The organism is Cohnella baijiui, from assembly GCF_020731285.1.
Lineage (GTDB): Bacteria > Bacillota > Bacilli > Paenibacillales > Paenibacillaceae > Cohnella.
The window spans coordinates 20,066-41,257 of record NZ_JAJFOW010000052.1; the positions used below are offsets into that span (position 1 = coordinate 20,066).

The following is a 21,192-nucleotide window of genomic DNA, read 5'->3' on the forward strand; positions in this document are numbered from 1 at the left end:
CATTCCTCCTACACGTGAGGGTGTCCAATGCCAGCAAGCTTTATTAGTCGATGCGCTTGGATGCGATCTCGCCCGTTACGCGTGCCGCGAAATCCGCGACCGGAACCGCGCCGATATCGCCTTCGCCGCGCCGGCGAACGGATACCGTGCCTCCGGCCGCCTCGTTCTCCCCGACGACGAGCATGTACGGCACTTTCTCCAGCTGCGCTTCGCGGATTTTGTAGCCGAGCTTCTCGTTTCGCAGGTCGGCTTCGACGCGGACGCCGGCTTCCTGCAGCTTGTCGGCCACTTCGCGCGCGTAGGCTTCGTACGCCACGCTCACCGGCAGAACCTTCGCTTGCACCGGCGACAGCCAGACCGGCAGCGCGCCCGCGAAGTTCTCGAGCAAGAACGCCGTCATGCGCTCCATCGTGCTGATGATGCCGCGGTGAATGACGACCGGGCGATGCTTTTTACCGTCGTCGCCTACATATTCGAGTTCAAAGCGCTCAGGCAGCAGCACGTCGATCTGCGCGGTGGAGAGCGTCTCCTCCTTGCCGAGCGCCGTCTTCACCTGAACGTCCAGCTTCGGTCCGTAGAACGCGGCTTCGCCCTCGGCTTCGAAGTACGGGAGACCCAGCTCTTCGACGACCTCGCGGAGCATCCGCTGCGACGTCTCCCACATGTGGTCGTCCGGCCAGTACTTCTCCTTGTCCTGCGGGTCGCGGTAGGACAGGCGGAACCGGTACTCCTTGATCCCGAAGTCTTCGTACACGCGTTGGATTAGCTGCACGACGCGGGTGAATTCATCCTTGATCTGATCCAGACGGCAGAAGATGTGCGAGTCGTTCAGCGTCATGGCGCGAACGCGATGAAGACCGGTCAGCGCCCCGGACATTTCGTAACGGTGCATCATGCCGAGCTCGGCGATGCGGATCGGCAGGTCGCGGTAGCTGCGCATCTCGCTCTTGTACACCATCATGTGGTGCGGGCAGTTCATCGGACGCAGGACGAGCTCTTCGTCGTCGAACGCCATCGGCGGGAACATATCCTCCTGGTAGTGCTCCCAGTGACCGGACGTCTTGTACAGCTCGACGTTCGCCAGCACCGGCGTGTATACGTGCTGGTAGCCCAGCTTTTCCTCGAGATCGACGATGTAACGTTCCAGCGTGCGGCGGACTTTGGCGCCGTTCGGCAGCCAAATCGGCAGGCCTTGCCCGACTTCGCGGGAGAAGGTGAACATGCCGAGCTCCTTGCCGAGCTTGCGGTGGTCGCGCTTCTTCGCTTCTTCGAGGAAATGCAGATGCTCGTCGAGCTGCGACTTCTTCGCGAACGCGGTGCCGTAAATGCGCTGCAGCATCTTGTTTTTGCTGTCGCCGCGCCAGTAGGCGCCGGCCACGCTCAGCAGCTTGAAGGACTTGATTCGGCCGGTGGACGGCAAGTGCGGGCCGCGGCACAGGTCGAAAAATTCGCCTTGGTCGTAAATGGTAATTTCGGCGTCCTCGGGCAGCGATTGAATGAGATCCAGCTTCAGCGGGTCGCCCAGCTCTTCGTAGATGCGGATCGCTTCTTCACGGCTGACGACGCGGCGGACGATCGGCAGATCTTCCTTGACGATCTTCTCCATCTCGCGTTCGATGACGGCCAGATCGTCCGGGGTGACGGACTGCTCCATGTCGATGTCGTAATAAAAACCGTCCTCGATCACCGGTCCGATGCCGAGCTTGACGGCCGTATTGCCGTAAATGCGCTTGATCGCCTGGGCCATCAAGTGAGCGGTGCTGTGCCGCATCACCTCGAGACCGTCGGGCGAGTCGAGCGTGACGATCTCGACCGCGGCTTGATCCTGCAGCGGCGCGTTGAGATCGACGACTTTGCCGTTGATCTTGCCGGCTACGGCGTTTTTCTTCAGCCCCGAGCTGATGGAGCCCGCGACGTCTTCGACGGTTGCGCCCGCCTCGTATTCGCGGGCGGCGCCGTCGGGCAGCTTGATTTGAACGGACATGGTTGATTCTCCTCCTCTGGGATGGGATCGGATTCGGGGACAAAGGCATGCAAAAAAGCGCCCGTCCCCGGAAAGGGACGAGCGCTTGTCATGGTTAGCGTCGTGGTTCCACCCTTGTTCAACCGTCTTGCCGCATGCGGGCGAAGAGCGGTCCTTTAGGCATGAGTAACGGTCATGACCCGGCAGTGCATAATGACGCCATCCGCCGTCGGATCGCGCGTTCCGCCCTGCGGCTCGAAAGGGGTCAACGCCAAGCGGTACCGGAAGGAACTTGCAGCCTAGGTTCCTCTCTCTGGGCCGTCCGATCTCAGCATCGTTGTCTTTCTCGTCGCCGATATCGGAATTATACGCGCTCTCAAGCACCCAAGTCAAGACATCGTTCAGACATCGCAGTCTTTTGTCGTTCAGGCTTTGTGTCGTTCAGGCTTTGTGTCGTTCAGGCTTTGGGCATCACCGTGCAGACCGCCCGTTCGCCGAAGATGCCCATCAACGTGCGGATTACCTGCGAGTCGGGCTCCGGCGTATGAATGTACAGATGCCGCGGTGAGACGGCCAACAGCCGACTGACAAGCAGGCTCTCCTCCTCCTGGTCGTCCGGCGTTTCACCCGCGTCCGTTTTCCGTCCACCGGCCGAATCGGATTCGCGATCAAGCGGCCGCATCTTTTCGTCCAGCAGCTGAAACGCATGGCCGCCGCCATGGAGTACGTGAACCTCCTGAACGCGCACTTCCTGCCATTCCACCATCGACTGGAGCAAAGACATGAACTCCTGGTACTGCCGCTCCATCAGCCGTTCCTCGACCGCCGTCTCGGCAGCTTCGCAGATTTCGGCTTCGTATTCCCGCAGCCGGAAACGGATGTATCCTTCGATATTCAGCCGGTCATGGGCAGCGAGGAAGGCGCCGAAGCGCTGCCCCAGCTTTTTAACCCGTTTTTCCCGACCGCGTCCGACCGCGTAGGCCGCCCCTTCCGGCCAAACGGTCGGCTCGCCGTCGAGCAGCGAGATCGCCTCCGAGACGAGCACGTCCGCCTCGACCGCGTCGCGGATGCCGAATTTCCGCTGAATGTATTTTCGGAGCAGAAGCGGCTCCTTCTCCGACACGAGAAACTCCGCTACAACGGCGCCCGTCTTGTCGCAAAATTCCTTGCGCCCCCGCTCGATCGTCAACCGGCAGCGAATGCCGGGCTGTCCGCCAAGCGGCGACCACGGCCCTTTGCCGTCCAAGCCCATCAGCCCGGGGAACGCTTGATTCAACATGGCCGTCAGCCGTTCGCGCGAGGAAGTGTCGCCTTGCGTTTCGATGATCCACTCGTCCGCCTGCATCGGCTCACCCCCGTAGTCCCTGTTGTTCTAATCTATATGGTGGCCGAAATGGGGATATACGATTGCCGAAGCGCTATGGTATATTTTATTAAAAAGCCCGGACGTCCGCTCCATTTTGCCCCAGTACCGTTTAGGCCTTTCAAAACGAGAGGATATCAAGATGCTATTCCCTTCCCTGGATTTGAATCAGCAACGGTGGAACCGCTTGCTGCTGAATTTTTTCTGGATCGTCCTGGCTATGAGTGTGGTCATCGAAGCGCTGTATCTCACGGTCACCTCCGGCCGCACCTCCACGTTTATCTGGCTGTACATGGCTCGACCCGGCTTGCTGCTCGCACTCATCATCGGGCTGGCTGAAGCCGGCGTCCGGCATCTGCCCCGATTTCACGATTATTTGCTCATTACGGCCTCGACCTTGATCGCTGTGACGATAACCGGCGTTCACGCCACGTTATCCTATATTCCGTTTTCCTTGTTTTTTCCGATTTTGGTGAGCACGTTTTATTTTCAATTCAAAAAACTGCTGTTCGCCCTCGCTTGCGCGCTGACCGGAATGGTCCTGCTCTACGGCCTCGTGAAGACGCTGCAGCATTCGCTGTCCGCCATCGACCTTGTGACAATGGCGATCTTCATGACCGCCTACAGCGGCATCGCGATGGGCGTCCTGATGCGCGGACGAGAGCTGCACAGGCATCTGCGCTCATCTTACGAACAGCATCGGGAGCTGCTCGTCCATACCGTCGTGATGGACAAGCTGGCGAAGACCGACGCCCTGACCGATACATACAATCATATGGCTTTTCACGAATATTTGGCTCGCCTGACCGAGCAGGCGGCGTACGGTCTGCCTCTGCAATTGGCCATCATGGATATCGACAACTTCAAAGCGGTCAACGATACGTTCGGCCACCGCGCCGGCGACGAGGTGCTCCGGAGCGTCGCGGGCGTCGTACGGGGCCATGCGAGCGAGTTCGACATCGTCGCCCGCTACGGCGGAGAAGAGATTGCGGTGCTGTTCACGGATCGGACGCTGGCCAGCGCCTACGAATCCGTGGAGGAGATCCGAACGGCCGTCTCCGCAGCCAAACATGAGGCGCTCGGCGGACGCTCGGTGACGATCAGCGTCGGTCTGGCCGCCTACGTGGAAGAGATGGACAAGGAGACGCTCTTCCGCAGCGCCGACGCCGCGCTGTATCAGGCGAAGCACGGAGGCAAAAACCGGACGGTCGTCGCCCCCCTAACCGCCTCTACGACAAAAAGCAGCCCCGCTTAGGGCTGCTTTTCCATTTTGCCGTCTATTAGTTCTGCATGACGAAGTCCCGCGCGACATGCTCGTTGTCGTGGTACACCTTCAAAATTTCGTATTTTGTATTGCGCTGCGCCGGTATTTTGCCCGCTTCGCGGATGAGCTTCAGGATGAGCTCGATATTCACCTTGTGCGTTGTTCCCGCCGCGGAGACTACGTTCTCCTCCATCATCGTGCTTCCGAAGTCGTTGCAGCCGTAGCTCAGCGACAGCTTGCCGATCTCCGGCCCCATCGTGACCCAGGAGGATTGGAAGTTGTCGATATTGTCAAGCGCGATGCGGCTGATCGCCAGCGTTTTCAAGTACTCCTCCGGCGTCGCCTTTTCCCGCTTCATGTTCGTATTGTCCGGTTGGAACGTCCATGGAATGAAAGCCAGAAAGCCCTTCGAGGAATAGCCGTTCTGAATGCACTCGTCCTGTGCGTCCCGCACCCGTAGAAGATGCAGCGCGCGCTCCTCCATCGATTCGCCGAAGCCGATGACCATCGTCGCCGTCGTGTTCATGCCGATCCGGTGCGCAGTCTTCATGACGTCCATCCAGTCGGTCCAGGACCCTTTCAGGCGGCTGATCTTGCGCCGGGTCCGGTCGTCCAGAATTTCCGCGCCCCCGCCCGGCAGCGAGTCGAGACCGGCCTCGTGGATTTGGCGGATGACCTCTTCGAGCGACAGGCCGTCGGATACTTCCTTCATCTTGTGGATCTCGGCCGGAGAGAAGGAATGCATCGTGATATTCGGGAACCGCGCCTTGATCTTGCGCAGCAGGTCCAAATAATAACTGAATTTGAGATTCGGATTCGTCCCGCCCTGCATCAGAATCTCGGTGCCGCCCACGTCCGCCGTTTCCTGGATTTTCTGCAGGATCGTCTCGTCCGGCAGCACGTAGCCTTGATCGGAACCCGGTGCGCGATAAAAGGCGCAAAACCGGCAGTAAACGTCGCAAATATTCGTATAGTTCACGTTGCGTCCGACCACGAACGTCGTAATCGGCTCGGGGTGGCGCCGCAGCATCAGCTGATTCGCCGCTGCCCCCATCTTCTCGATCTCTTCCGACTCAAACAGGGTGACCACATCTTCCAGCGCCAGCCGTTCGCCTTTAAGCGACCGGTCCAGAATGGCGTCCACTGCGCTCATCTCGCCAGCCTCCTTTTCTTGCTTCCTCTATAGGGATCATTGTAGCCCAGTTCGCGCCCCTTGTCATCCAAAGGCGGCTTGACAGTTTTGTGAAAAAATTCACGACAAAGCCGAAACAAAAGCCGCGGGCTCAGGAAGCGACCTGGCCGCGGCGATGCTGGATTCTGCGCTTCGTTTCTTGAAAGATGTCCCGCTCGTGTTCGTGCAGCAGCACGTTCGGCCGGGCGAAGTAATAACCTTGCCCCATGCCGACGTTCAGCTTGAACAGGACGTCCGCTTCCTCCTCGCGCTCGACGCCTTCGGCGACAACCTCGCAGCTCATCTCGCTGGCCGCGTTCACGATCGCGCGCAGCAGGCTAAGCTTGACGGCATAGCGGTCGACGAATTGAATGACGGAACGGTCGATCTTGATCACCTCGGGCGCGAGCTCGCCGATCCATTGGAGGCTCGAATAGCCCGACCCGGCGTCATCCACGGCGAAGCGGAAGCCGTGCGCACGGAAGGTGTCGAGGATATCGGCCATCCCTTTGAGATCCTGCACCTCGTGGCGCTCTGTGATCTCCAGCACGATTTGTCCCGGCGACAAGCCGGGGTGGCGCTCCAGGCACTGGAGCATATGATTCAGGAACATCGGATGCGACAAGGTGACCGGCGTGATGTTCAGGAAGATCGGCTCCCGGATGCCACGGGTGGCAATCTCCTCGAGCGCGTGCCGGACGACGAGAAATTCGAGCTTGCTCAGCAGCTTGCTCTGGCTGGCGAAGCGGAACAGCTCGTCCGGCAGGTGAAAGATGCTGGCCGCGGGTCCGCGGGTCAGAATCTCCCAGCCGAATACATCTCCGCTGCGCAGGTTCATGATCGGCTGCGCCAGCACCGAAATGCTGCCGTCCTGCAAAATCTGGTCGAGCTGGCGGCGGGCGGCGAGCACCTGCGGCGTCACTTGCCGCGTCGCAAGGGCGAGCGCGAAATGGTACGCCTCATGAAGCCGTTCCGAGGCGGTCGCGTCCTGCTGGTGCAGCGGCAGGGAGACGGGGACGTACGTCCCGGTCAAATGGAGACGGACGCGCTCGCCCGGCATACTCCCTTCGACGCTCACCTCGAGCGCGTGCTTCAGCATCTCCAGCTTGCGGAAGAGCGCGGGCGGCACGAACGACTCTCCGCGCTCCGCCGCTTCGCGAATGATGACGACGTATTCGTGCGGACCGAACTGATCCAGACCGACCAGCTCGCGGGGAAGCAACTGCTCGGAGGTCAGCTCCTTGAGCAGGGTGCGCGTCAGGGCCTGCAGCCGCAGCGTGGATGCGGGACAGAGCGGCTCGTGCGCGGCCGGTACCTCCCAGCGGAAGAGCGCCAAATAACAGGCGTCTCCGCGGCGAATCCGCTTGTCCAGAAGCGAGACGAGCGGGCGCCTCAGCGTAAAGTCCGGCGGGAACGCCTTTAGCATGCGGCTGGGCAGCATGAGCTTGGAGACCAGGCGAAGCTTTTCAACCAAACCTTGAACGCTCACGATGATCAGCCTGCCTTGTCGGGACGATTTTTTTATCATTTTATCACGTATAGACAGGCCTGAATAGCAGATGTTACCAGACTTATTCGGTTATTCCGCCAATGCCTGCGCCAGATCCGCGATCAAATCGTCGATCGCTTCAAGACCGACCGAGTAACGGACCAAGCCGTCCGTGATCCCCCGCTCGAGCCGCACGTGCGGCGGCATCGCGGCGTGGGACATCATCGCCGGATAGGAGAGAATGCTCTCGACCGCCCCGAGGCTGACGGCGACGAGCGGGATCCGGACCCGGCCGAGCAGGCGCTTCGCCCGCTCCCCGCTGCCCGCGTCGAACGAAACGACCGCGCCGTAGCCGCGCGACTGGCGCTCGTGGATGTCGCGGCCGGGATGATCCTCGAGCCCCGGATAGTACACGCGCTCGACCGCCGGATGCGCCTGCAGCCAGGCGGCCAGCTTGGCGGCGCTTCGCTCGCTTTCCGCCATGCGGACCTGCAGCGTCTTCATCCCGCGGATCAGCAGCCAGCTCTCCTGCGTGCCGAGGACGGTGCCCAGTCCGTTTTGCAGCTGCTTTACGCGGCGCCCGAGCGCCTCGTCCGCCGTCACGATCAGGCCCGCCAGCACATCGCTGTGCCCGCCCAGGAACTTGGTCGCGCTGTGGACGACAAGGTCGATGCCGAGCTCGATCGGGCGCTGATGGTACGGCGTCATAAACGTGTTGTCGAGCATCGTGATCAGCTCGTGCTCCTTCGCCCACGCGGCGACGCGGGCGATGTCCGTGATCTTGAGCGTCGGGTTCGACGGCGTCTCCAGAAACACGGCCTTGGTGTTCGGCCGGCGGGCCGCCACGATCCGATCGAAGTCGGTCATGTCGACGAAGGTCGACTCGATCTGAAGACGGTTCAGCACGGTCGTAAGCAAACGGTAGGTCCCGCCGTACACATCCTCGGTCACGATGACGTGATCGCCAGCCGACAAAAGCAAAAACGCCGTCGAAATGGCGGCCATGCCGGAGGCGAACGCGAAGCCGTTCGTTCCGCCTTCCAACACCGCGATGTACTGCTCGAGCGCTTCGCGCGTCGGGTTGCCGGAGCGGCTGTAATCATGGACCGGCGGACGCTCGAGGTCGAAGTGGTGGAACGTCGACGCCTGATAAATCGGCACGCTGGAAGCGCCGGTGGCGGCGTCGATCTCCTTGCCGAAGTGAATCAGCTTCGTGCCGAAGTCTTGGGCTTCGCGGTTGTCGTTCGAATGCGATGGCGTCATGCGTCAGGCCTCCTCGATTTCCCGCAGCGCGGCGTCGATGGCCTGGCCCAGGTCGGCGATCAGGTCATCGATGTGCTCGATCCCTACAGAGAAGCGCAAGAGCCGGTCGTCCACGCCGACGCGGCGGCGAATTTCCTCGGGAATGTCCGCGTGCGTCTGCACCGCCGGATACGTCAGGAGCGACTCGACCCCGCCTAGGCTCTCCGCGAAAGCGATCAGCCGAAGATGGCGCAGGATCGGCTCGACGGTGCGGGCATCCTTCATACGGAAGGAAAAGATGCCCGTGTTGCCGGATGCTTGCCGACGCTGGATCTCATATCCGGGATGGTGCGGCAGCGCCGGGTGGTACACCTCTTCGATGGCCGGGTGGGATTTGAGCCATTCCGCCAGCTTCACCGAATTGAACTCGTGGCGCTCCATGCGCAGGGCGAGCGTCTTCATGCCTCTCATGAGCAGCCAGGAATCCTGGGGTCCGAGAACGGCACCGATCGAGTTGTGGAGAATCGCCATCTCGTCGGACAAGGCCTGTCCTTTCGTTACGATTAGTCCCGCCAGCACGTCGTTATGTCCGCCGAGATATTTGGTCGCGCTGTGGATGACGATATCGGCGCCGAGCTCGATCGGTCGCTGCAAAAACGGGGTCAGCAGCGTATTGTCGACGATCGTCAAGAGGCCTTTGCGCTTGGCCCAGGCCGCCGCCTTTTCGAGGTCCGTGACCATCATGAGCGGATTGGTCGGCGTCTCGATCAGGATCGCCTTCGTGCTCCCCTCCCGGTAGCTCGCCTCCAGCGCGTCCAGATCGTTCGTGTCCACGTACGTCGCCGAGACGCCGAATCGCGACATGATCCGCTCCAGCAGCCGGTAGGTCCCGCCGTACAGATCGAGCGAAACGATCAGATGGTCGCCCTGGGAGAACAGCGCAAAAATCGTTTGCAGCGCCGCCATGCCGGAACTGCAGGCAAAGCCGCGGTCGCCGCTCTCCAGCTCGGCGGCGGCCGCCTCCAGGATCGTGCGCGTCGGGCTCTTGGTGCGGGAGTAGTCGAAGCCCGTGCTCTGCCCGAGACGGGGGTGGCGGAACGCGGTCGCGTGGTAGATCGGATAGCTTACGGCGCCCGTCGCCGGATCTTCCTGCGACCCGATTTGGGCCAAACGGCTTTCGATGTTCATTGAGAGGAAACCTCCTGCGTTCAGGTAAAGTAGGGATGACTCAAGCCTCGGCGAGCGTCAGATGCCCGCTCCGAGATCGAACGGGGTTTCTTGGTACACGTAATAATTCAACCAGTTGGAGTAGAGCAGATTGGCGTGCGCCCGCCAGGTCGACAGCGGGAACCTGGACGGATCATTGTTCGGGAAGTAGTTTTTCGGCACGTCGATCCGAAGCCCCTTCGCCTTGTCCCGGTCGTACTCCCACTTCAGCGAGCCCGGGTCGTACTCGGAGTGCCCGGTCACGAAGATCTGCCGCCCGCTGCGGGTCGCCACGATGTAAACGCCGGCCTCCTCGGAAGCCGACCAGATTTCGAGCTCCGGCACCTTGTCGATATCTTCCTTGCGCACTTCGGTATGACGGGACTGTGGGACGAAAAACATTTCGTCGAAGCCCCGCAGCAGCTTGACGTTGCGCTGCTCGACCGTATGCGGAAACACGCCGAACAGCTTTTGGTCCAGATCGTGCTTCGGAACGCCGAAGTGATGGTACAGTCCGGCCTGCGCGGCCCAACAAATATGGAAAGTGGAGGTGACGTTCCGCTGGCTCCAGTCCATGATGTCCTTCAGCTCTTCCCAATAATTCACGTCCTCGAACGCCATCTGCTCAACGGGCGCGCCCGTGATGATCATTCCGTCGTAGCGCTGATGGGCGATCTCGTCGAACGTCTTGTAGAAGCTCTCCAGATGCTCGGCGGATGTGTTTTTGGACGTGTGCGTCTTCGGATGGAGCAGCACGACCTCCACTTGCAGCGGCGTATTGCCGATGAGGCGCAGCAGCTGCGTCTCCGTCGTTTCTTTCGTCGGCATCAAATTCAAGATCGCAATGCGCAGCGGCCGAATATCCTGATGGTACGCGGTGCTCTCATCCATGACGAAAATGTTTTCGCCGGCGAGGATCTCTTTGGCCGGCAGGTTGTCTGGTACTTTGATCGGCATGCCAAACCCTCCCTTTTGTCGCATGTTGCATAACGTAAAAAAGACCCACTCTGAGAAAGGGGTCGTCGTCGGAACCGTCGCGATCGCCTCTCTCATCTCCCGAAACGTTCATCCGAACGTTCTCGCAAGAATTAGCACCGTACGTCATACGCGACGCCGGTTGCCGGGCTTCATCGGGCTAGTCCCTCCGCCTGCTCTTGATAAGATGGCAAAACCTATTCAGTTGTCGGCCGAAACTACAACTAATTTACCCGAAAACGGTCCGTCCGTCAAGAGTCTGCGTCCGTCGGAATTTGTCCTTGAAAGGCTTGTGGAGGAGGATTATACTTATCACGGATCGCCCGCCGCGCGCGGCCTGGCGACGATGATTCGCGCAAATCGCGAAGGGACGAAAGGGGGGAGCCGACATGGAAGGAGATACACCCGGGCCAAGTTGTACCCACACGAACGAATCCGCAGGTCCGACGTCCTTAAGCGAAGATCCCGACATGCCCGGCTCCGCCGAGTAGCCGCCCCTTCGATTAGGGAATGCCGCCCTGCATCCACGTGCGGCTGCGTCCGCGCCCGACCTTCGTCGGGGCGCGGGGCAGTCCGCGGCGCATGCATGCAAAAGGAGCGAATTCCCATGAAAATCAGACACGTCCACAACGGCGTCTTCACGCCGATCGACGACATTAACCTGACGCTGACTCCGCCTGCCGACGGCTTTTACTGGATCGACGCGGATGTCGACGACCTCGTCGTCCTTCAGCCGCATTTCGGCCTCCACGATCTGGCCGTTGAAGACTGCCAGAACGAGGAAGAGCAGCGTCCCAAGCTCGAAGTCTACGATAGCCATTATTTTTTGGTCATCAACAGCATCCGATTCGACAACGAAGAGATTTTTCTCCGGGCGCTGAACATTTTCCTCGGCCGCCACTACCTGGTCACCGTCACCCGCCAAAAGATCAACGAGCTGCGCGCCATCAAGCCCGTACTTTGGGAGCAGGAGGTCAACACGGCCGACCGTTTCATGTACCATTTGGTCGACCTGGTGGTCGACAATTACTTTGTCGTCGGGGACCGGATCGAAGCACGCATCGAACAGCTCGAGGAAGACATCCTCATGCACACCAAAAAGTCGCACCTGAACGAAATCATCAGCCTGCGAAGCGAAATTTTGTGGCTGAAGAAGGTACTTGGCCCGCAGCGCGACGTCATCGCCGTGCTGAACAAGAAAGACCTGCGCCTGATCGACGATCAGCTGCAAAAGTACTTCGTGGACATTCACGAGAACGCGATCAAAATCTATGAAACGTTCGAAACTTACCGCGATCTGATGGCGAACTTGCGAGAAGCGTACCAGTCCAGCGTCGCCAACCGCGCGAACGAAATCATGCGGGTATTTACCGCACTGACCACGATCTTCATGCCCTTGACCTTCATCACCGGCGTGTACGGGATGAACTTCGACTATATTCCCGGCATGCACGACAGCTACGGCTCGATCATTCTGCTTGGGATCATGATCGGACTCGGCTTCGGCATGTTTTACTTCTTCCGCAAGAAAGACTGGCTGTGAGGTGTGCCATGGGCATACGAATACGCGAAGGACCTCCGAAACGCCGCGAAGGGCGACAGGGAGGTCCTTCTTGCTTATGGAGGAACGCGCCGCCGTGCGTCCGGTCAGACGGCGACTTTCCGGTCGCGGCGGAACCGGATGCGGACGAGGCGGAGCTTCTCGTATTGGCGCTCGACCTCGGCTTCGCTCCCTTCGGCGGGCGGACCATAGACACGCTTCTGCAGCGGCTTCAGATAGCGGTCGCCCAACTCGCTCATCGCCAGAATCGCGCCGTCCCGCTCCGCCTCGGGAATGTCCCGCAGCTCCAGCTCCACGAGCGGCAGCACGTCGTAGCCGTCGTCGTCCAGCCGCTCGATCCGCTCCAGCAGCTCGCGTCGGGAGAGCTTCAGCTCCTCGGCCAACTCGGCGAGCGAGCGGCCCTGCCGGATGCCGGCAAGCAGCTTGCGCTTGTCCTGGACAAGCGCCAGGCTCTTGCCGTAGCGTTCCTCCTTCTGACGGAACGTCCAGTCCGCGAACGCCTCGGCGGACACCGCCTCGGCCACCCAGTCGAGCGGATAGCCGTGTCCGCGCTCGCAGTCCGCGAGCAGCGCTACGAGATCGGCGCCGTAGCGCTCGGTCTTCAGCTTGCCGAAGCCGGGAATCTGCTGCAGCTCCGCCAGCGTCTGGGGCACGTAGACGGCCAGCATCTGCAGTTCACGGTTCGTCGCGATCATGTAGGCCGCGCGCTTCTCCTCGGCTGCCTTCGCCCGCCGCCAAAGCCGGAGCGGGACGAGCAGCTCTTCCGCGCCCTCCTTGCCCTCCGCGTAGCATTGGAGCAGCGCCTGCAGCTGCGGTCTGCGCTCCCAGAACGGCGTCTCCTCGAGCATGCCGTCCAGCAGCGGGCGGAATCCCTCTCGCATCCGGCGAGCGACGCCGTGGCGAAAGGCGGAGAGCAGCTCCTCCCAGCTCGTCCCCTCGTACCACAGCTCCTGCGGCTGCTCGCTCTGCTCCGGCAGCGCATGCCAGCCGGCCGACCAGTTGCCCTGCTCTTCCCCGATGAACACCTGGCCCCGCGCGTCTCCCGCGAAATCCCCTTCCCGCTCGAAGCGGTTCAAAAACACGATCTGCATGCTGCTTCCTCTCCTCGTCTCGTGGTATCGCGGCCGAATGCCGGGCATGGACGGACCGCGTCTTGTTCGGCGTGCCACGAACGACGGCCGGGCGGCTGACGGCGAAGTTGAACGCCAAAAAGCACCCCTCCGCGCATGGCGGCGAGGTGCTTCCTCATCCGTTCGACCTGAACAACTTTAGATTACCAAAAGATCTCATTTCTGACAAGCGTCTCTGCGGCTTTTTTGTCACATGATCGTCTTTTGCGCCCTTTCCGGGTGATATGATAAGGTTAGTTCAACATCGAGTCCGGCGCGGCGCGCTGCCGAGCCGGCGGAAGGAAGAAACAACGGGAATGAAAGCCACGGAAACGATGGATATCGCGGAGAAGGAAACGCTGCTCGCGGAGGCGGAAAACTTTATACGCACCTACGGACGGGAATGGGGCGAGCCGCAGGCCGACACGGAACGGCGGTGGGTCGAGGTGCAGCGGGAAATCGAGGCCACAGGCACCTACACGCACACCTGCGCCGAACTGGAACACGGTGCGCGCATGGCTTGGCGCCATGCCAATCGCTGCATCGGAAGGCTGTTCTGGAAAGGGCTGCACGTCTTCGACGCGCGCGGGGCGGATTCCGAAGCGGACGTCTTCGCGGCGCTCGAGCGGCATATCGAATACGCCACGAACGGCGGTGAAATTCGCACGGCCATCACGATCTTCAAGCCGGCTCGGGACGGAAAGGCGCAAGTCCGCATCTGGAACCACCAACTGCTGAGGTATGCCGGCTATGCGTCGGAGGAGGGCGTCGTAGGGGACCCCGCCTCGGCGGCTTTCACGCAAGTATGCCAGCGGCTGGGATGGCGGGGCGAGGGCACGCCCTTCGATCTGCTGCCTCTCGTCGTCCAGGTTCGGGAAGGTGAGCCGCGCCTGTCCCCGCTGCCCGAAGGACTCGCTCGCGAAGTCCCGTTGGCCCACCCGACCTGCGATCTGTTCCACGGCTTTCCCGTCAAATGGTACGCCGTCCCGATCATCTCGGACATGGGCCTCGAGATCGGCGGCATCCTGTACACCGCGGCGCCCTTCAACGGCTGGTACATGGGGACGGAGATCGGCGCCCGCAACCTGGCCGACGACGCCCGGTACGGCCTGCTCCCGCTCGTCGCGCGGAATCTCGGCCTGGATACCGGCACCAACGCCTCTCTCTGGAAGGACCGCGCGCTGGTCGAGCTTAACGTCGCCGTGCTGCATTCGTTCCGGCGGGACGGCGTCAGCATCGTCGACCATCATACGGCGGCGCAGCAATTCTCGACGTTCCGGCGCAACGAGGAACGCGAAGGACGGGAGACGACGGGGCGGTGGTCCTGGCTCATTCCGCCCCTGTCGCCGGCGACGACGGACATTTTCCACAGCCGGTTCGAGGACCGCGAGCTGTCGCCTAAATACGTCTACCAGCAAGCACCTTACCTTTGACGGCGGGCTTGCGACCGATCCGGTTTCCGAAGGGGGTGATGGGATGGAATTGAAGGACTTCGACTTCCTGTCGGACAGCACCGAACAAACGACCACCCGCTACGTGACCTTCATCACGCCGGGACTCGCGCGCTTCGACCTCGCGATCTTGACGACGAACCGGTTTTACGGCAAGAAGCTCGTCATCGACATGCAATCCGGCCGCAGCGGCGTGCTGGCGTACGACGATCTCGAGGAAGAAGGCGTGCTCGAATCCGTCTTTAAGCTGAAGGCGGAGGACGCGGCGGAGCTGGCGCAATTTCTGGCGATGGTGCTCGGAGAGGTTCATTTTACGGATTAATACGAGGCCGGATGCGGGATCCCGGCATGGTTCGCCGTTCCGTCGGGGATACTAGGATTTAATCTGTCCGAAGGAGATCTGCCTATGCCCCGCTATCTCTCCGAGCGCCGCCGTCCGACGAACGACCTGTCCACCGTCGAGTCCCAGCGCAACGATCTGACGGCCGAGGAATTTCCCGAAGGGCCGTACGGTGCGTCCATCGATAGCCCGTCGCTCGGCAAAAGCGAGCCCTGGCGAGCCGACCAGCACGCTCAGGTCGCATTCGACTACGAGAACAAAGAGCTTCACGAAGGCATGTCGCGAGGGTATCCCGGCGACGACCCGCTGCCGGATGACAGCGCCGGCACGACGGATTGACAACGAAAGAAGCCCCTCTGCATGAGGGGCTTCTTTCGTTGGGCTGTTCGGAAGTCATGGAGAAAACGGGATTGGCGGCTAGGGCCGAAACGCGAGCGATTGGCCGAATACGAGCGTATTGCTGAGCGTCCGCCCCGGCGTCGTTTTTAACCCGCCCATAGTGTACAATCCCGACGAGGCGCCGCCGTCCAGGTTCATGCCCTGGACCGCGCCGAGCTGAAGGAGGATGCTTCCAAGCTGCGCGATCGTCGCGGTCGTCGTCGCGACGACGATGCTGCCGTCCTTGCGGATGCCGATCCCGCTGCGGGCGGCCGCGGCGGTCAAAATTTTCGCCTCGGTGAAGCCCTCGGCCTTGGCGTCGATCCGGAGCTTGCCGTCCTGGACGAGGCGCGGTCCCGCACCGACGGCGGTCACGACGCCGCTCCAGTCGATCGGTTTGCCGGCGGCGTTCGTATACGAGACATCGTACCGGACTCGGCTGCCGACGGCGAAGCGCGTCGCCTGGGACTGCTCATTCCCCGTGTAGACGAGGACGTACCCGTCCTTCGGGATGACCGCGTTCTCCTCTTTGACGATCTTTTCGACGATACCTCCGCGGACGACGACGGCCGTTCCTCTGGCGAAGCCGATCCGGCTGCCGCGCTTCGGCGTGTAGAGGATCGCCGCGTTCGCGCCTTCCGCCGGCGTCCGGTTAACGAAATAAGCGTACCACCCTGCCGTCTTGCCCGACGCCGGATGCGACGTCGTTCCGCCGATACGGACCCGAAGCGTGTCCATCTTGGCGGTGCCGTCGGCGGCGAAGCCGATCGCGGTGCCCGTGTTTCCGACGTGGGCGATTTCGCCGTCGGCGATCAGCGTCCCCCACGGCTCCGGGATGCCTCCGTAAGCTTCGAAGAACGTCCCGTTTACCGCGACGTCCGCATGGCGACGCTGGGCGATCGAAGCCAGCGCCTCCGTGCCGCCGACGCGGTCCTGCCCAAGCCCGACATCGACTGGAACCCCCTTCGGAATGTAAACCGCGCGAACGGCGAACGACTTGCCGCCGACTTTGACGGTCCGGCTCTCGGCGCGCGGCGCGAGCGCGGGATTCGGCTTGGCGGCGGCCTCGACGCGCACCGTCACCCGGCACGCCGCCGGGGTTTCGCTCCCGTCCGTTTCGTCCGCCGGCATCGCCTTCCGAACCTCCAACGTGGCGGAACCAGGCACGAGCGGGACCGTCATCCCGGCCAACGTAACGCGCGCCGCCTGCCCTTCCGCGATCCGGAACAAATATCCCCCCTCCACCGCCGGAAGCCCCAGCTTCGTCTTTGCATCCGCCCGCTCGCCCAACGCGAGACGCAGCGGTCCGCTCGGACAGGCCGTCGCGGAGACGGCTCCCGGGGCGGGCGCGCCCGCTTCTTCGGCAGCTGCGGAACCGAGCGGGACGATGCAGGCGCTCGTCAGCGCCGCGGCCAGCAGCAGCTTGATCCCTGATCCGGGTATCCGTTTGTACTTCTTGCGATCCATCCGGCTTGTCTTGTTGTCTTTCAAATCCATTCGCACAGCTCCTTGCCTTGCGTTAATCGGTCATTTCTTTTTTGTCGGCGAATTGGATCCGATTGTTTAGCGGCGCCTGCCGGAAGGACGAGAGGCTTGTCCGAAGATGGCAATCCCCGGACAAGCCTCTAAGAAAAATCGAATAATCGCTTTTACGTTTAGCCGATCCACTTCAATTGATCCCGCAGCTCCAGCTCCTCGCATTTGGCGAGCGCGATCGCGCGGTCCACGTTCCACAAGCATTCGGAGAAATCCATCGCGACCGGCGCTTCGCAGCTGATTGTCGCGAGCTGCCTCGACAGGTGCAGCATCTCAAGATCCGTCTCGATCTTGGTCCGCAGCGAGGCGGGCAGCAGATGCAGATTTTCCAAGATGCCGTCGATCGACGCATATTCGCGAATGAGCTTCAGCGCCGTCTTTTCCCCGATGCCGCGAACGCCCGGATAATTGTCGCTCGTGTCGCCCATGAGCCCTTTGAGGTCGATCACCTGGGCCGGCGTCAGTTGCCGTTCCTCCATCAAAAACGCGGGGGTGTAGACGGCGTAGTTGCCCTGCCCCTTCTTCATGATCGCCACGCGGATCCGATCGTCCACCAACTGAAGCAGATCGTGGTCGCCCGTCAGAATGGTGACGTCCGCATGCTCGGAGAACTGCCTGGCCAGCGTGCCGATGCAGTCGTCGGCCTCAAAGCCGGGCGCGCTGATGTTCGGGATGCCGAAGCAGGCTGTCACTTCCTTGATCAGCTCAAACTGGGGGATCAGGTCGTCGGGCGCTTCCGGGCGGTTGCCCTTATATCCCGCGAATTGCTCTCCGCGGAACGTCCCGCCGCCCAAGTCCCAGCAGCAGGCGACGTGGGTCGGACCGAAGCGTTGGAACGCGTCGGCGAAATATCGAAGAAATCCTTGAATGGCGTTGACGGGCAGTCCCGCCCTGGTCCGTTTCACGTAGCCGCTGTACGCCGTCGCGTAGTACGCGCGGAACAATACGGCCATCCCGTCGACCAGCAATAAGGAATGAGAGCGATCTTGAGTCGCAGACATCGAAAAGACAACCTCGCTTTCCTCGCAAACTTAGTAGTCGGAATGCCCGTCCGATACGGGCTCGTGCTCGCGCAAAAACCGCCCGATCCGCTGCGCCGCTTCCCGCAGTCGCTCTTCTTCTTCGACCAAAGCAAAACGCACATAGCCTTCGCCTCGCTCGCCGAACGCGCGTCCGGGGATGACGGCAACGCCCGCATGCGCCAACATTGCCCGGGAAATTTGTCGGGAAGACCATCCCGCGGGCACTGGCGCCCAGGCGAACATCGTCCCTCGGGGAGGCGGAAAGTCCCACCCTTCCTCCCGCATCGCCCGGACAAACGCGTTTCTGCGCGCCTCGTATATCGACGCTACGGGATGCGGATCGCGCATATCGAGCTCCAGCGCGGCGACCGCCGCCTCCTGCACCGCGAGAAAGACGCCGAAGTCGATATTGTTTTTCAAGTCGCGGAGCGCGTCCAGCACCTGCGCGTTGCCGACGGCAAAACCGATGCGGCCGCCGGCCAAGTGGAACGACTTGGACATGGAGTGGAACTCGATGGCGATCTCCGAAGCTCCGGGCACCTGCAGCACGCTGGGCGGCCGGAAGCCGTCGTACGCCATTTCGCTGTACGCGTTGTCGTGTACGAGCAGTACGCCCCGGCGTTTGGCGACGGCGACAGCCCGTTCGAAAAAGGCGAGATCGGCCACCGTCGTCACCGGGTTGCTCGGATAGCTCAGCAGCATGAATTTGGTTTTGTCCCAATGCGCGTCCGGAATCGCGTCGAAGTCCGGGAGGTATCCGTTGTCCGCCAGCAGCGGCAGCGGGATCGTCTCGACGCCGGCGACGGCGAGTCCCGCCTGGTAGACGGGGTAGCCCGGGTCCGGCAGCATGACGCTGTCGCCCGGATTGGTCGCGGCCAGCGCGAGATGCGCCAGCCCGTCCTGCGTGCCCATGAGCGAGAGGATTTCCTTGGATGGATCGAGCGCGACGCCGAACCGATGGGCGAACCACTCGGCCGCCTTCGCCCGGAACCGGGCGCTTCCTTCCGTGCCGGGATACCGGTACATGTCCGGCTTCAGGCTCGCCTCGGCGAGCGCTTCGCGAATCGGGGCGAGCGGGGGCCGGTCCGGGCTACCGATATCGAGCGAGATGACGTCGACCCCTTGCGCGCGGGCCTCCGCCTTCCATGCCGATACTTCTGCGAAAATGGCGGAACCGAGACGGTCCAGGCGCTGCGAACGCCATTTGTGATTCGTCATGAGCTGATCTTCCTTCCCTGAATGGCGGCTTGGCCGGACGGCTTAGCGGGGAATTTCGGTCCAGCCGGCCTGCTGGATGATCCACATCATCGCCAGGAGACCGACCGCCAGTCCGCCATACAGCAAGCCGATCCGCCATTTCGTCCGTTTCGGCACCTCGTAATAGTTGTCGGGTTCGAACAGCACGCCTTCGGCTCTTACCTTGAACGTCAATTTCTCATTCGCATCGGGACCTTCGATCTGATAAACGTACACGCGTTTGACGATAATCGCTTGGTCGATCGGCAGCTCGCCTTTGAACGACATCGCTTCCCATTGGAATTCCACGACATGCTGGCCGTCCATCCGGCAGTATGCCGTATACGGAAGATCTCTCAAATGCTGCGAGCCTTTATAGTACCAGTCCGGCAGCGTCGGATCGACCGTCGTCTGATAGACGCCTTCCGCGATATGGGACGGTCCTTCCCCTTTTTGCTTGAACTTGCGATACGTCTGCACGAGGAACCATCCCCAGATCAAAAGAAACAGGAAGCTCTTCGTGTACCAAATCGCGAACGGGCCGAGGACGGCTCCGACTACCCACATCCAGCGGCTGAGCGCCCTCGAGATCCGCCCTCCGTCGAGCGGATGGACCGGCAGCAAATTCAGCAGATTGAGGAAAAACCCCACGTAGGCGAGCACATGCCAAATCCTGCTCCCCGTCCATTCTCCGATCCCGTAGCAAACGAGCGCTCCCAGCGAACCGAGCAGCGGCCCGCCCAGCGCGATGTCGGCTTCGGTGGCGGCGTCCTTCGGATTGCGCTTCATGAAGATCATCGCGCCCAGGAAAGGAATAAAATATGGGGCCGATACCGGCAGCTTTTTGCGTCGGGCGGCCAAGATGTGGCCGAGCTCATGGACGAAAATCAGCGCGACGAAGCCCAATGCGAACGTCCACGGATAAATAAGCGCATAAGCCCCCACCGTCACCGCCATGGAGATCAGCGGCTTGCCGAATTTGAGCAGCGCGAGCAGCGCCACTTTGCCTTTGGACAAGAGGAACAGCAGGACGGCGCCGAATGCCCAGGACGACTTGCGGCCGCCCGGAGGCTTGCGGTCGGGCCGGCCATCGTCCGGCGGCGGCTGAGCTCCGGATAGCTGCTGCTGCGGCCGCTGAGCGTCCGGGCCGAGCGGCGGCTGCGGAGCGAGATGCTGCTGCGTTGGGTGCGGGGCAGGGAAAGCCTGATTTTCAGAGGACTTCCCCGAATCGGGCTGGCGCTCGCGCTCGCTGCCGCGCATGTCCCGCGAACCTGGCTCGTGTGGACCCGGCGGCAAAGGGCCGCGAGATTGCCCGTTGTCAGCGCCCGCCATAGGTACGCTCCAGTTCGTCCTCCCGATATCCGACGGTGACCTTGCGGCCGGCCGCTACGACCGGCCGTTTGATCAGCATGCCGTTCGAGGCGAGCAGCGCCATCTTCTCCTCGTCGGTCAACCGCGCCATTTGATCCTTCAGCCCCAGCGATCGGTACGCGTCGCCGGACGTATTAAACCATTTGTTGATCGGCAGCCCGCTGGCCGGAATCAAGTCGCGCAGTTCCTCGACCGTTGGCGGCTGCTCCTTGATGTGCCGCAGATTCAGCTCGTGGCCCTGCGTCTGGAGCTGCTTGACCGCGGCCCGGCAAGTTCCGCAGGTCGGATATTGGTATACGGTTAATTTGCGTGCCATACGCGAGTTGCCTCCTTGTAGCAGGACCTTGCCCGTTCATGAAATCGGTAAGTACAGTATCACTTTCGAGCGTCTTCGCCGTTTAGGTTGCCGCAGTCCTATTGCGTTCCATGTATGGCGTGGCGAAGACCCGATGTACCGACGATCTCGCGCCAAAGTGCCATCCTCGAGATCGAGTTAATCGGTTTTTCCGATTATC

Annotated in this window: 18 protein-coding genes and 1 riboswitch; of the genes, 5 read left to right on the forward strand and 13 right to left on the reverse strand. The window is 61.6% G+C overall.

Going from position 1 to position 21,192, the window contains the following annotated elements:
• Positions 1 to 43: 43 nt before the first annotated feature.
• Both thrS and LKX83_RS28790 read right to left on the reverse strand, forming a co-directional pair.
• Positions 44 to 1,984 (reverse strand): threonine--tRNA ligase, encoded by a 1,941-nt coding sequence (gene thrS / locus LKX83_RS28785; protein WP_227886289.1) that lies wholly within the window; start codon positions 1,982 to 1,984, stop codon positions 44 to 46.
• A gap of 436 nt (positions 1,985 to 2,420) precedes the next feature.
• The gene (locus LKX83_RS28790; RefSeq protein ID WP_227886290.1) at positions 2,421 to 3,308 is read right to left on the reverse strand and encodes a putative sporulation protein YtxC; all 888 of its coding nucleotides are present in this window, start codon (positions 3,306 to 3,308) and stop codon (positions 2,421 to 2,423) included.
• Positions 3,309 to 3,468: 160 nt separating this feature from the next.
• Here LKX83_RS28790 and LKX83_RS28795 point away from each other — a divergent pair, with 160 nt between their 5' ends.
• Positions 3,469 to 4,581, forward strand: a complete 1,113-nt coding sequence (locus tag LKX83_RS28795) for a GGDEF domain-containing protein (RefSeq protein ID WP_227886291.1) — start codon at positions 3,469 to 3,471, stop codon at positions 4,579 to 4,581.
• Positions 4,582 to 4,606: 25 nt separating this feature from the next.
• On the opposite strand, the gene mqnC is transcribed toward LKX83_RS28795, so the two are convergent.
• The 5 genes from mqnC to metA form a co-directional block, all read right to left on the reverse strand.
• Positions 4,607 to 5,743, reverse strand: coding sequence for a cyclic dehypoxanthinyl futalosine synthase (gene mqnC, locus LKX83_RS28800; RefSeq protein ID WP_227886292.1), 1,137 nt, complete (start codon positions 5,741 to 5,743; stop codon positions 4,607 to 4,609).
• 130 nt (positions 5,744 to 5,873) lie between these two features.
• Positions 5,874 to 7,250, reverse strand: a complete 1,377-nt coding sequence (locus tag LKX83_RS28805; protein ID WP_227886293.1) for an EAL domain-containing protein — start codon at positions 7,248 to 7,250, stop codon at positions 5,874 to 5,876.
• 90 nt (positions 7,251 to 7,340) lie between these two features.
• The gene (locus tag LKX83_RS28810; RefSeq protein WP_227886294.1) at positions 7,341 to 8,513 is read right to left on the reverse strand and encodes an aminotransferase class I/II-fold pyridoxal phosphate-dependent enzyme; all 1,173 of its coding nucleotides are present in this window, start codon (positions 8,511 to 8,513) and stop codon (positions 7,341 to 7,343) included.
• A gap of 3 nt (positions 8,514 to 8,516) precedes the next feature.
• Positions 8,517 to 9,680: an aminotransferase class I/II-fold pyridoxal phosphate-dependent enzyme gene (locus LKX83_RS28815; RefSeq protein WP_227886295.1), complete on the reverse strand. Its 1,164-nt coding sequence runs from the start codon at positions 9,678 to 9,680 to the stop codon at positions 8,517 to 8,519.
• A gap of 57 nt (positions 9,681 to 9,737) precedes the next feature.
• On the reverse strand, positions 9,738 to 10,655 hold the full coding sequence (metA, locus tag LKX83_RS28820; protein ID WP_227886296.1) for a homoserine O-acetyltransferase MetA: 918 nt from the start codon (positions 10,653 to 10,655) through the stop codon (positions 9,738 to 9,740).
• A gap of 89 nt (positions 10,656 to 10,744) precedes the next feature.
• A riboswitch (SAM riboswitch) is annotated at positions 10,745 to 10,862 on the reverse strand.
• A 418-nt stretch (positions 10,863 to 11,280) separates the two neighbouring features.
• On the opposite strand from metA, the gene corA reads away from it, so the two are divergent.
• A complete protein-coding gene (gene corA, locus LKX83_RS28825) occupies positions 11,281 to 12,216 on the forward strand; it encodes a magnesium/cobalt transporter CorA (RefSeq protein WP_227886297.1) in 936 nt (311 codons plus the stop codon).
• A gap of 104 nt (positions 12,217 to 12,320) precedes the next feature.
• Here the strand turns inward: corA and LKX83_RS28830 are convergent, their stop codons facing one another.
• A complete protein-coding gene (locus tag LKX83_RS28830) occupies positions 12,321 to 13,325 on the reverse strand; it encodes an HRDC domain-containing protein (RefSeq protein WP_227886298.1) in 1,005 nt (334 codons plus the stop codon).
• A gap of 335 nt (positions 13,326 to 13,660) precedes the next feature.
• Here LKX83_RS28830 and LKX83_RS28835 point away from each other — a divergent pair, with 335 nt between their 5' ends.
• From LKX83_RS28835 to LKX83_RS28845, 3 genes are all read left to right on the forward strand, one after another.
• The gene (locus LKX83_RS28835; RefSeq protein ID WP_255654963.1) at positions 13,661 to 14,776 is read left to right on the forward strand and encodes a nitric oxide synthase oxygenase; all 1,116 of its coding nucleotides are present in this window, start codon (positions 13,661 to 13,663) and stop codon (positions 14,774 to 14,776) included.
• 43 nt (positions 14,777 to 14,819) lie between these two features.
• Entirely contained in the window at positions 14,820 to 15,116 is a 297-nt protein-coding gene (locus LKX83_RS28840) for a DUF3055 domain-containing protein (RefSeq protein ID WP_227886299.1), read from the forward strand.
• An 84-nt stretch (positions 15,117 to 15,200) separates the two neighbouring features.
• Positions 15,201 to 15,473, forward strand: a complete 273-nt coding sequence (locus LKX83_RS28845) for a hypothetical protein (RefSeq protein ID WP_227886300.1) — start codon at positions 15,201 to 15,203, stop codon at positions 15,471 to 15,473.
• A gap of 78 nt (positions 15,474 to 15,551) precedes the next feature.
• Here the strand turns inward: LKX83_RS28845 and LKX83_RS28850 are convergent, their stop codons facing one another.
• The 5 genes from LKX83_RS28850 to LKX83_RS28870 all read right to left on the reverse strand — a co-directional run bounded on the left by LKX83_RS28850 (position 15,552) and on the right by LKX83_RS28870 (position 20,993).
• Positions 15,552 to 17,009 carry a phosphodiester glycosidase family protein gene (locus tag LKX83_RS28850; protein WP_227886301.1) on the reverse strand — a complete coding sequence of 486 codons (1,458 nt, stop codon included), beginning with the start codon at positions 17,007 to 17,009 and terminating at the stop codon, positions 15,552 to 15,554.
• A gap of 158 nt (positions 17,010 to 17,167) precedes the next feature.
• Positions 17,168 to 18,049 carry a 5'-3' exonuclease gene (locus tag LKX83_RS28855; protein ID WP_227886302.1) on the reverse strand — a complete coding sequence of 294 codons (882 nt, stop codon included), beginning with the start codon at positions 18,047 to 18,049 and terminating at the stop codon, positions 17,168 to 17,170.
• 30 nt (positions 18,050 to 18,079) lie between these two features.
• On the reverse strand, positions 18,080 to 19,288 hold the full coding sequence (locus tag LKX83_RS28860) for an aminotransferase class I/II-fold pyridoxal phosphate-dependent enzyme (protein ID WP_227886303.1): 1,209 nt from the start codon (positions 19,286 to 19,288) through the stop codon (positions 18,080 to 18,082).
• A gap of 42 nt (positions 19,289 to 19,330) precedes the next feature.
• Positions 19,331 to 20,566 (reverse strand): site-2 protease family protein, encoded by a 1,236-nt coding sequence (locus tag LKX83_RS28865; protein WP_227886304.1) that lies wholly within the window; start codon positions 20,564 to 20,566, stop codon positions 19,331 to 19,333.
• Between the two features lie 58 nt (positions 20,567 to 20,624).
• Positions 20,625 to 20,993: an arsenate reductase family protein gene (locus tag LKX83_RS28870; protein WP_227886305.1), complete on the reverse strand. Its 369-nt coding sequence runs from the start codon at positions 20,991 to 20,993 to the stop codon at positions 20,625 to 20,627.
• Positions 20,994 to 21,192 lie beyond the last annotated feature (199 nt).

Coding starts and splice junctions, on each gene's coding strand:
- thrS (WP_227886289.1), bottom strand. CDS start 1,984: ATGTCCGTTCAAATCAAGCTGCCCGACGGCGCCGCCCGCGAATACGAG.
- LKX83_RS28790 (WP_227886290.1), bottom strand. CDS start 3,308: ATGCAGGCGGACGAGTGGATCATCGAAACGCAAGGCGACACTTCCTCG.
- LKX83_RS28795 (WP_227886291.1), top strand. CDS start 3,469: ATGCTATTCCCTTCCCTGGATTTGAATCAGCAACGGTGGAACCGCTTG.
- mqnC (WP_227886292.1), bottom strand. CDS start 5,743: ATGAGCGCAGTGGACGCCATTCTGGACCGGTCGCTTAAAGGCGAACGG.
- LKX83_RS28810 (WP_227886294.1), bottom strand. CDS start 8,513: ATGACGCCATCGCATTCGAACGACAACCGCGAAGCCCAAGACTTCGGC.
- LKX83_RS28815 (WP_227886295.1), bottom strand. CDS start 9,680: ATGAACATCGAAAGCCGTTTGGCCCAAATCGGGTCGCAGGAAGATCCG.
- metA (WP_227886296.1), bottom strand. CDS start 10,655: ATGCCGATCAAAGTACCAGACAACCTGCCGGCCAAAGAGATCCTCGCC.
- corA (WP_227886297.1), top strand. CDS start 11,281: ATGAAAATCAGACACGTCCACAACGGCGTCTTCACGCCGATCGACGAC.
- LKX83_RS28830 (WP_227886298.1), bottom strand. CDS start 13,325: ATGCAGATCGTGTTTTTGAACCGCTTCGAGCGGGAAGGGGATTTCGCG.
- LKX83_RS28835 (WP_255654963.1), top strand. CDS start 13,661: ATGAAAGCCACGGAAACGATGGATATCGCGGAGAAGGAAACGCTGCTC.
- LKX83_RS28840 (WP_227886299.1), top strand. CDS start 14,820: ATGGAATTGAAGGACTTCGACTTCCTGTCGGACAGCACCGAACAAACG.
- LKX83_RS28845 (WP_227886300.1), top strand. CDS start 15,201: ATGCCCCGCTATCTCTCCGAGCGCCGCCGTCCGACGAACGACCTGTCC.
- LKX83_RS28850 (WP_227886301.1), bottom strand. CDS start 17,009: ATGGATTTGAAAGACAACAAGACAAGCCGGATGGATCGCAAGAAGTAC.
- LKX83_RS28855 (WP_227886302.1), bottom strand. CDS start 18,049: ATGTCTGCGACTCAAGATCGCTCTCATTCCTTATTGCTGGTCGACGGG.
- LKX83_RS28860 (WP_227886303.1), bottom strand. CDS start 19,288: ATGACGAATCACAAATGGCGTTCGCAGCGCCTGGACCGTCTCGGTTCC.
- LKX83_RS28865 (WP_227886304.1), bottom strand. CDS start 20,566: ATGCGCGGCAGCGAGCGCGAGCGCCAGCCCGATTCGGGGAAGTCCTCT.
- LKX83_RS28870 (WP_227886305.1), bottom strand. CDS start 20,993: ATGGCACGCAAATTAACCGTATACCAATATCCGACCTGCGGAACTTGC.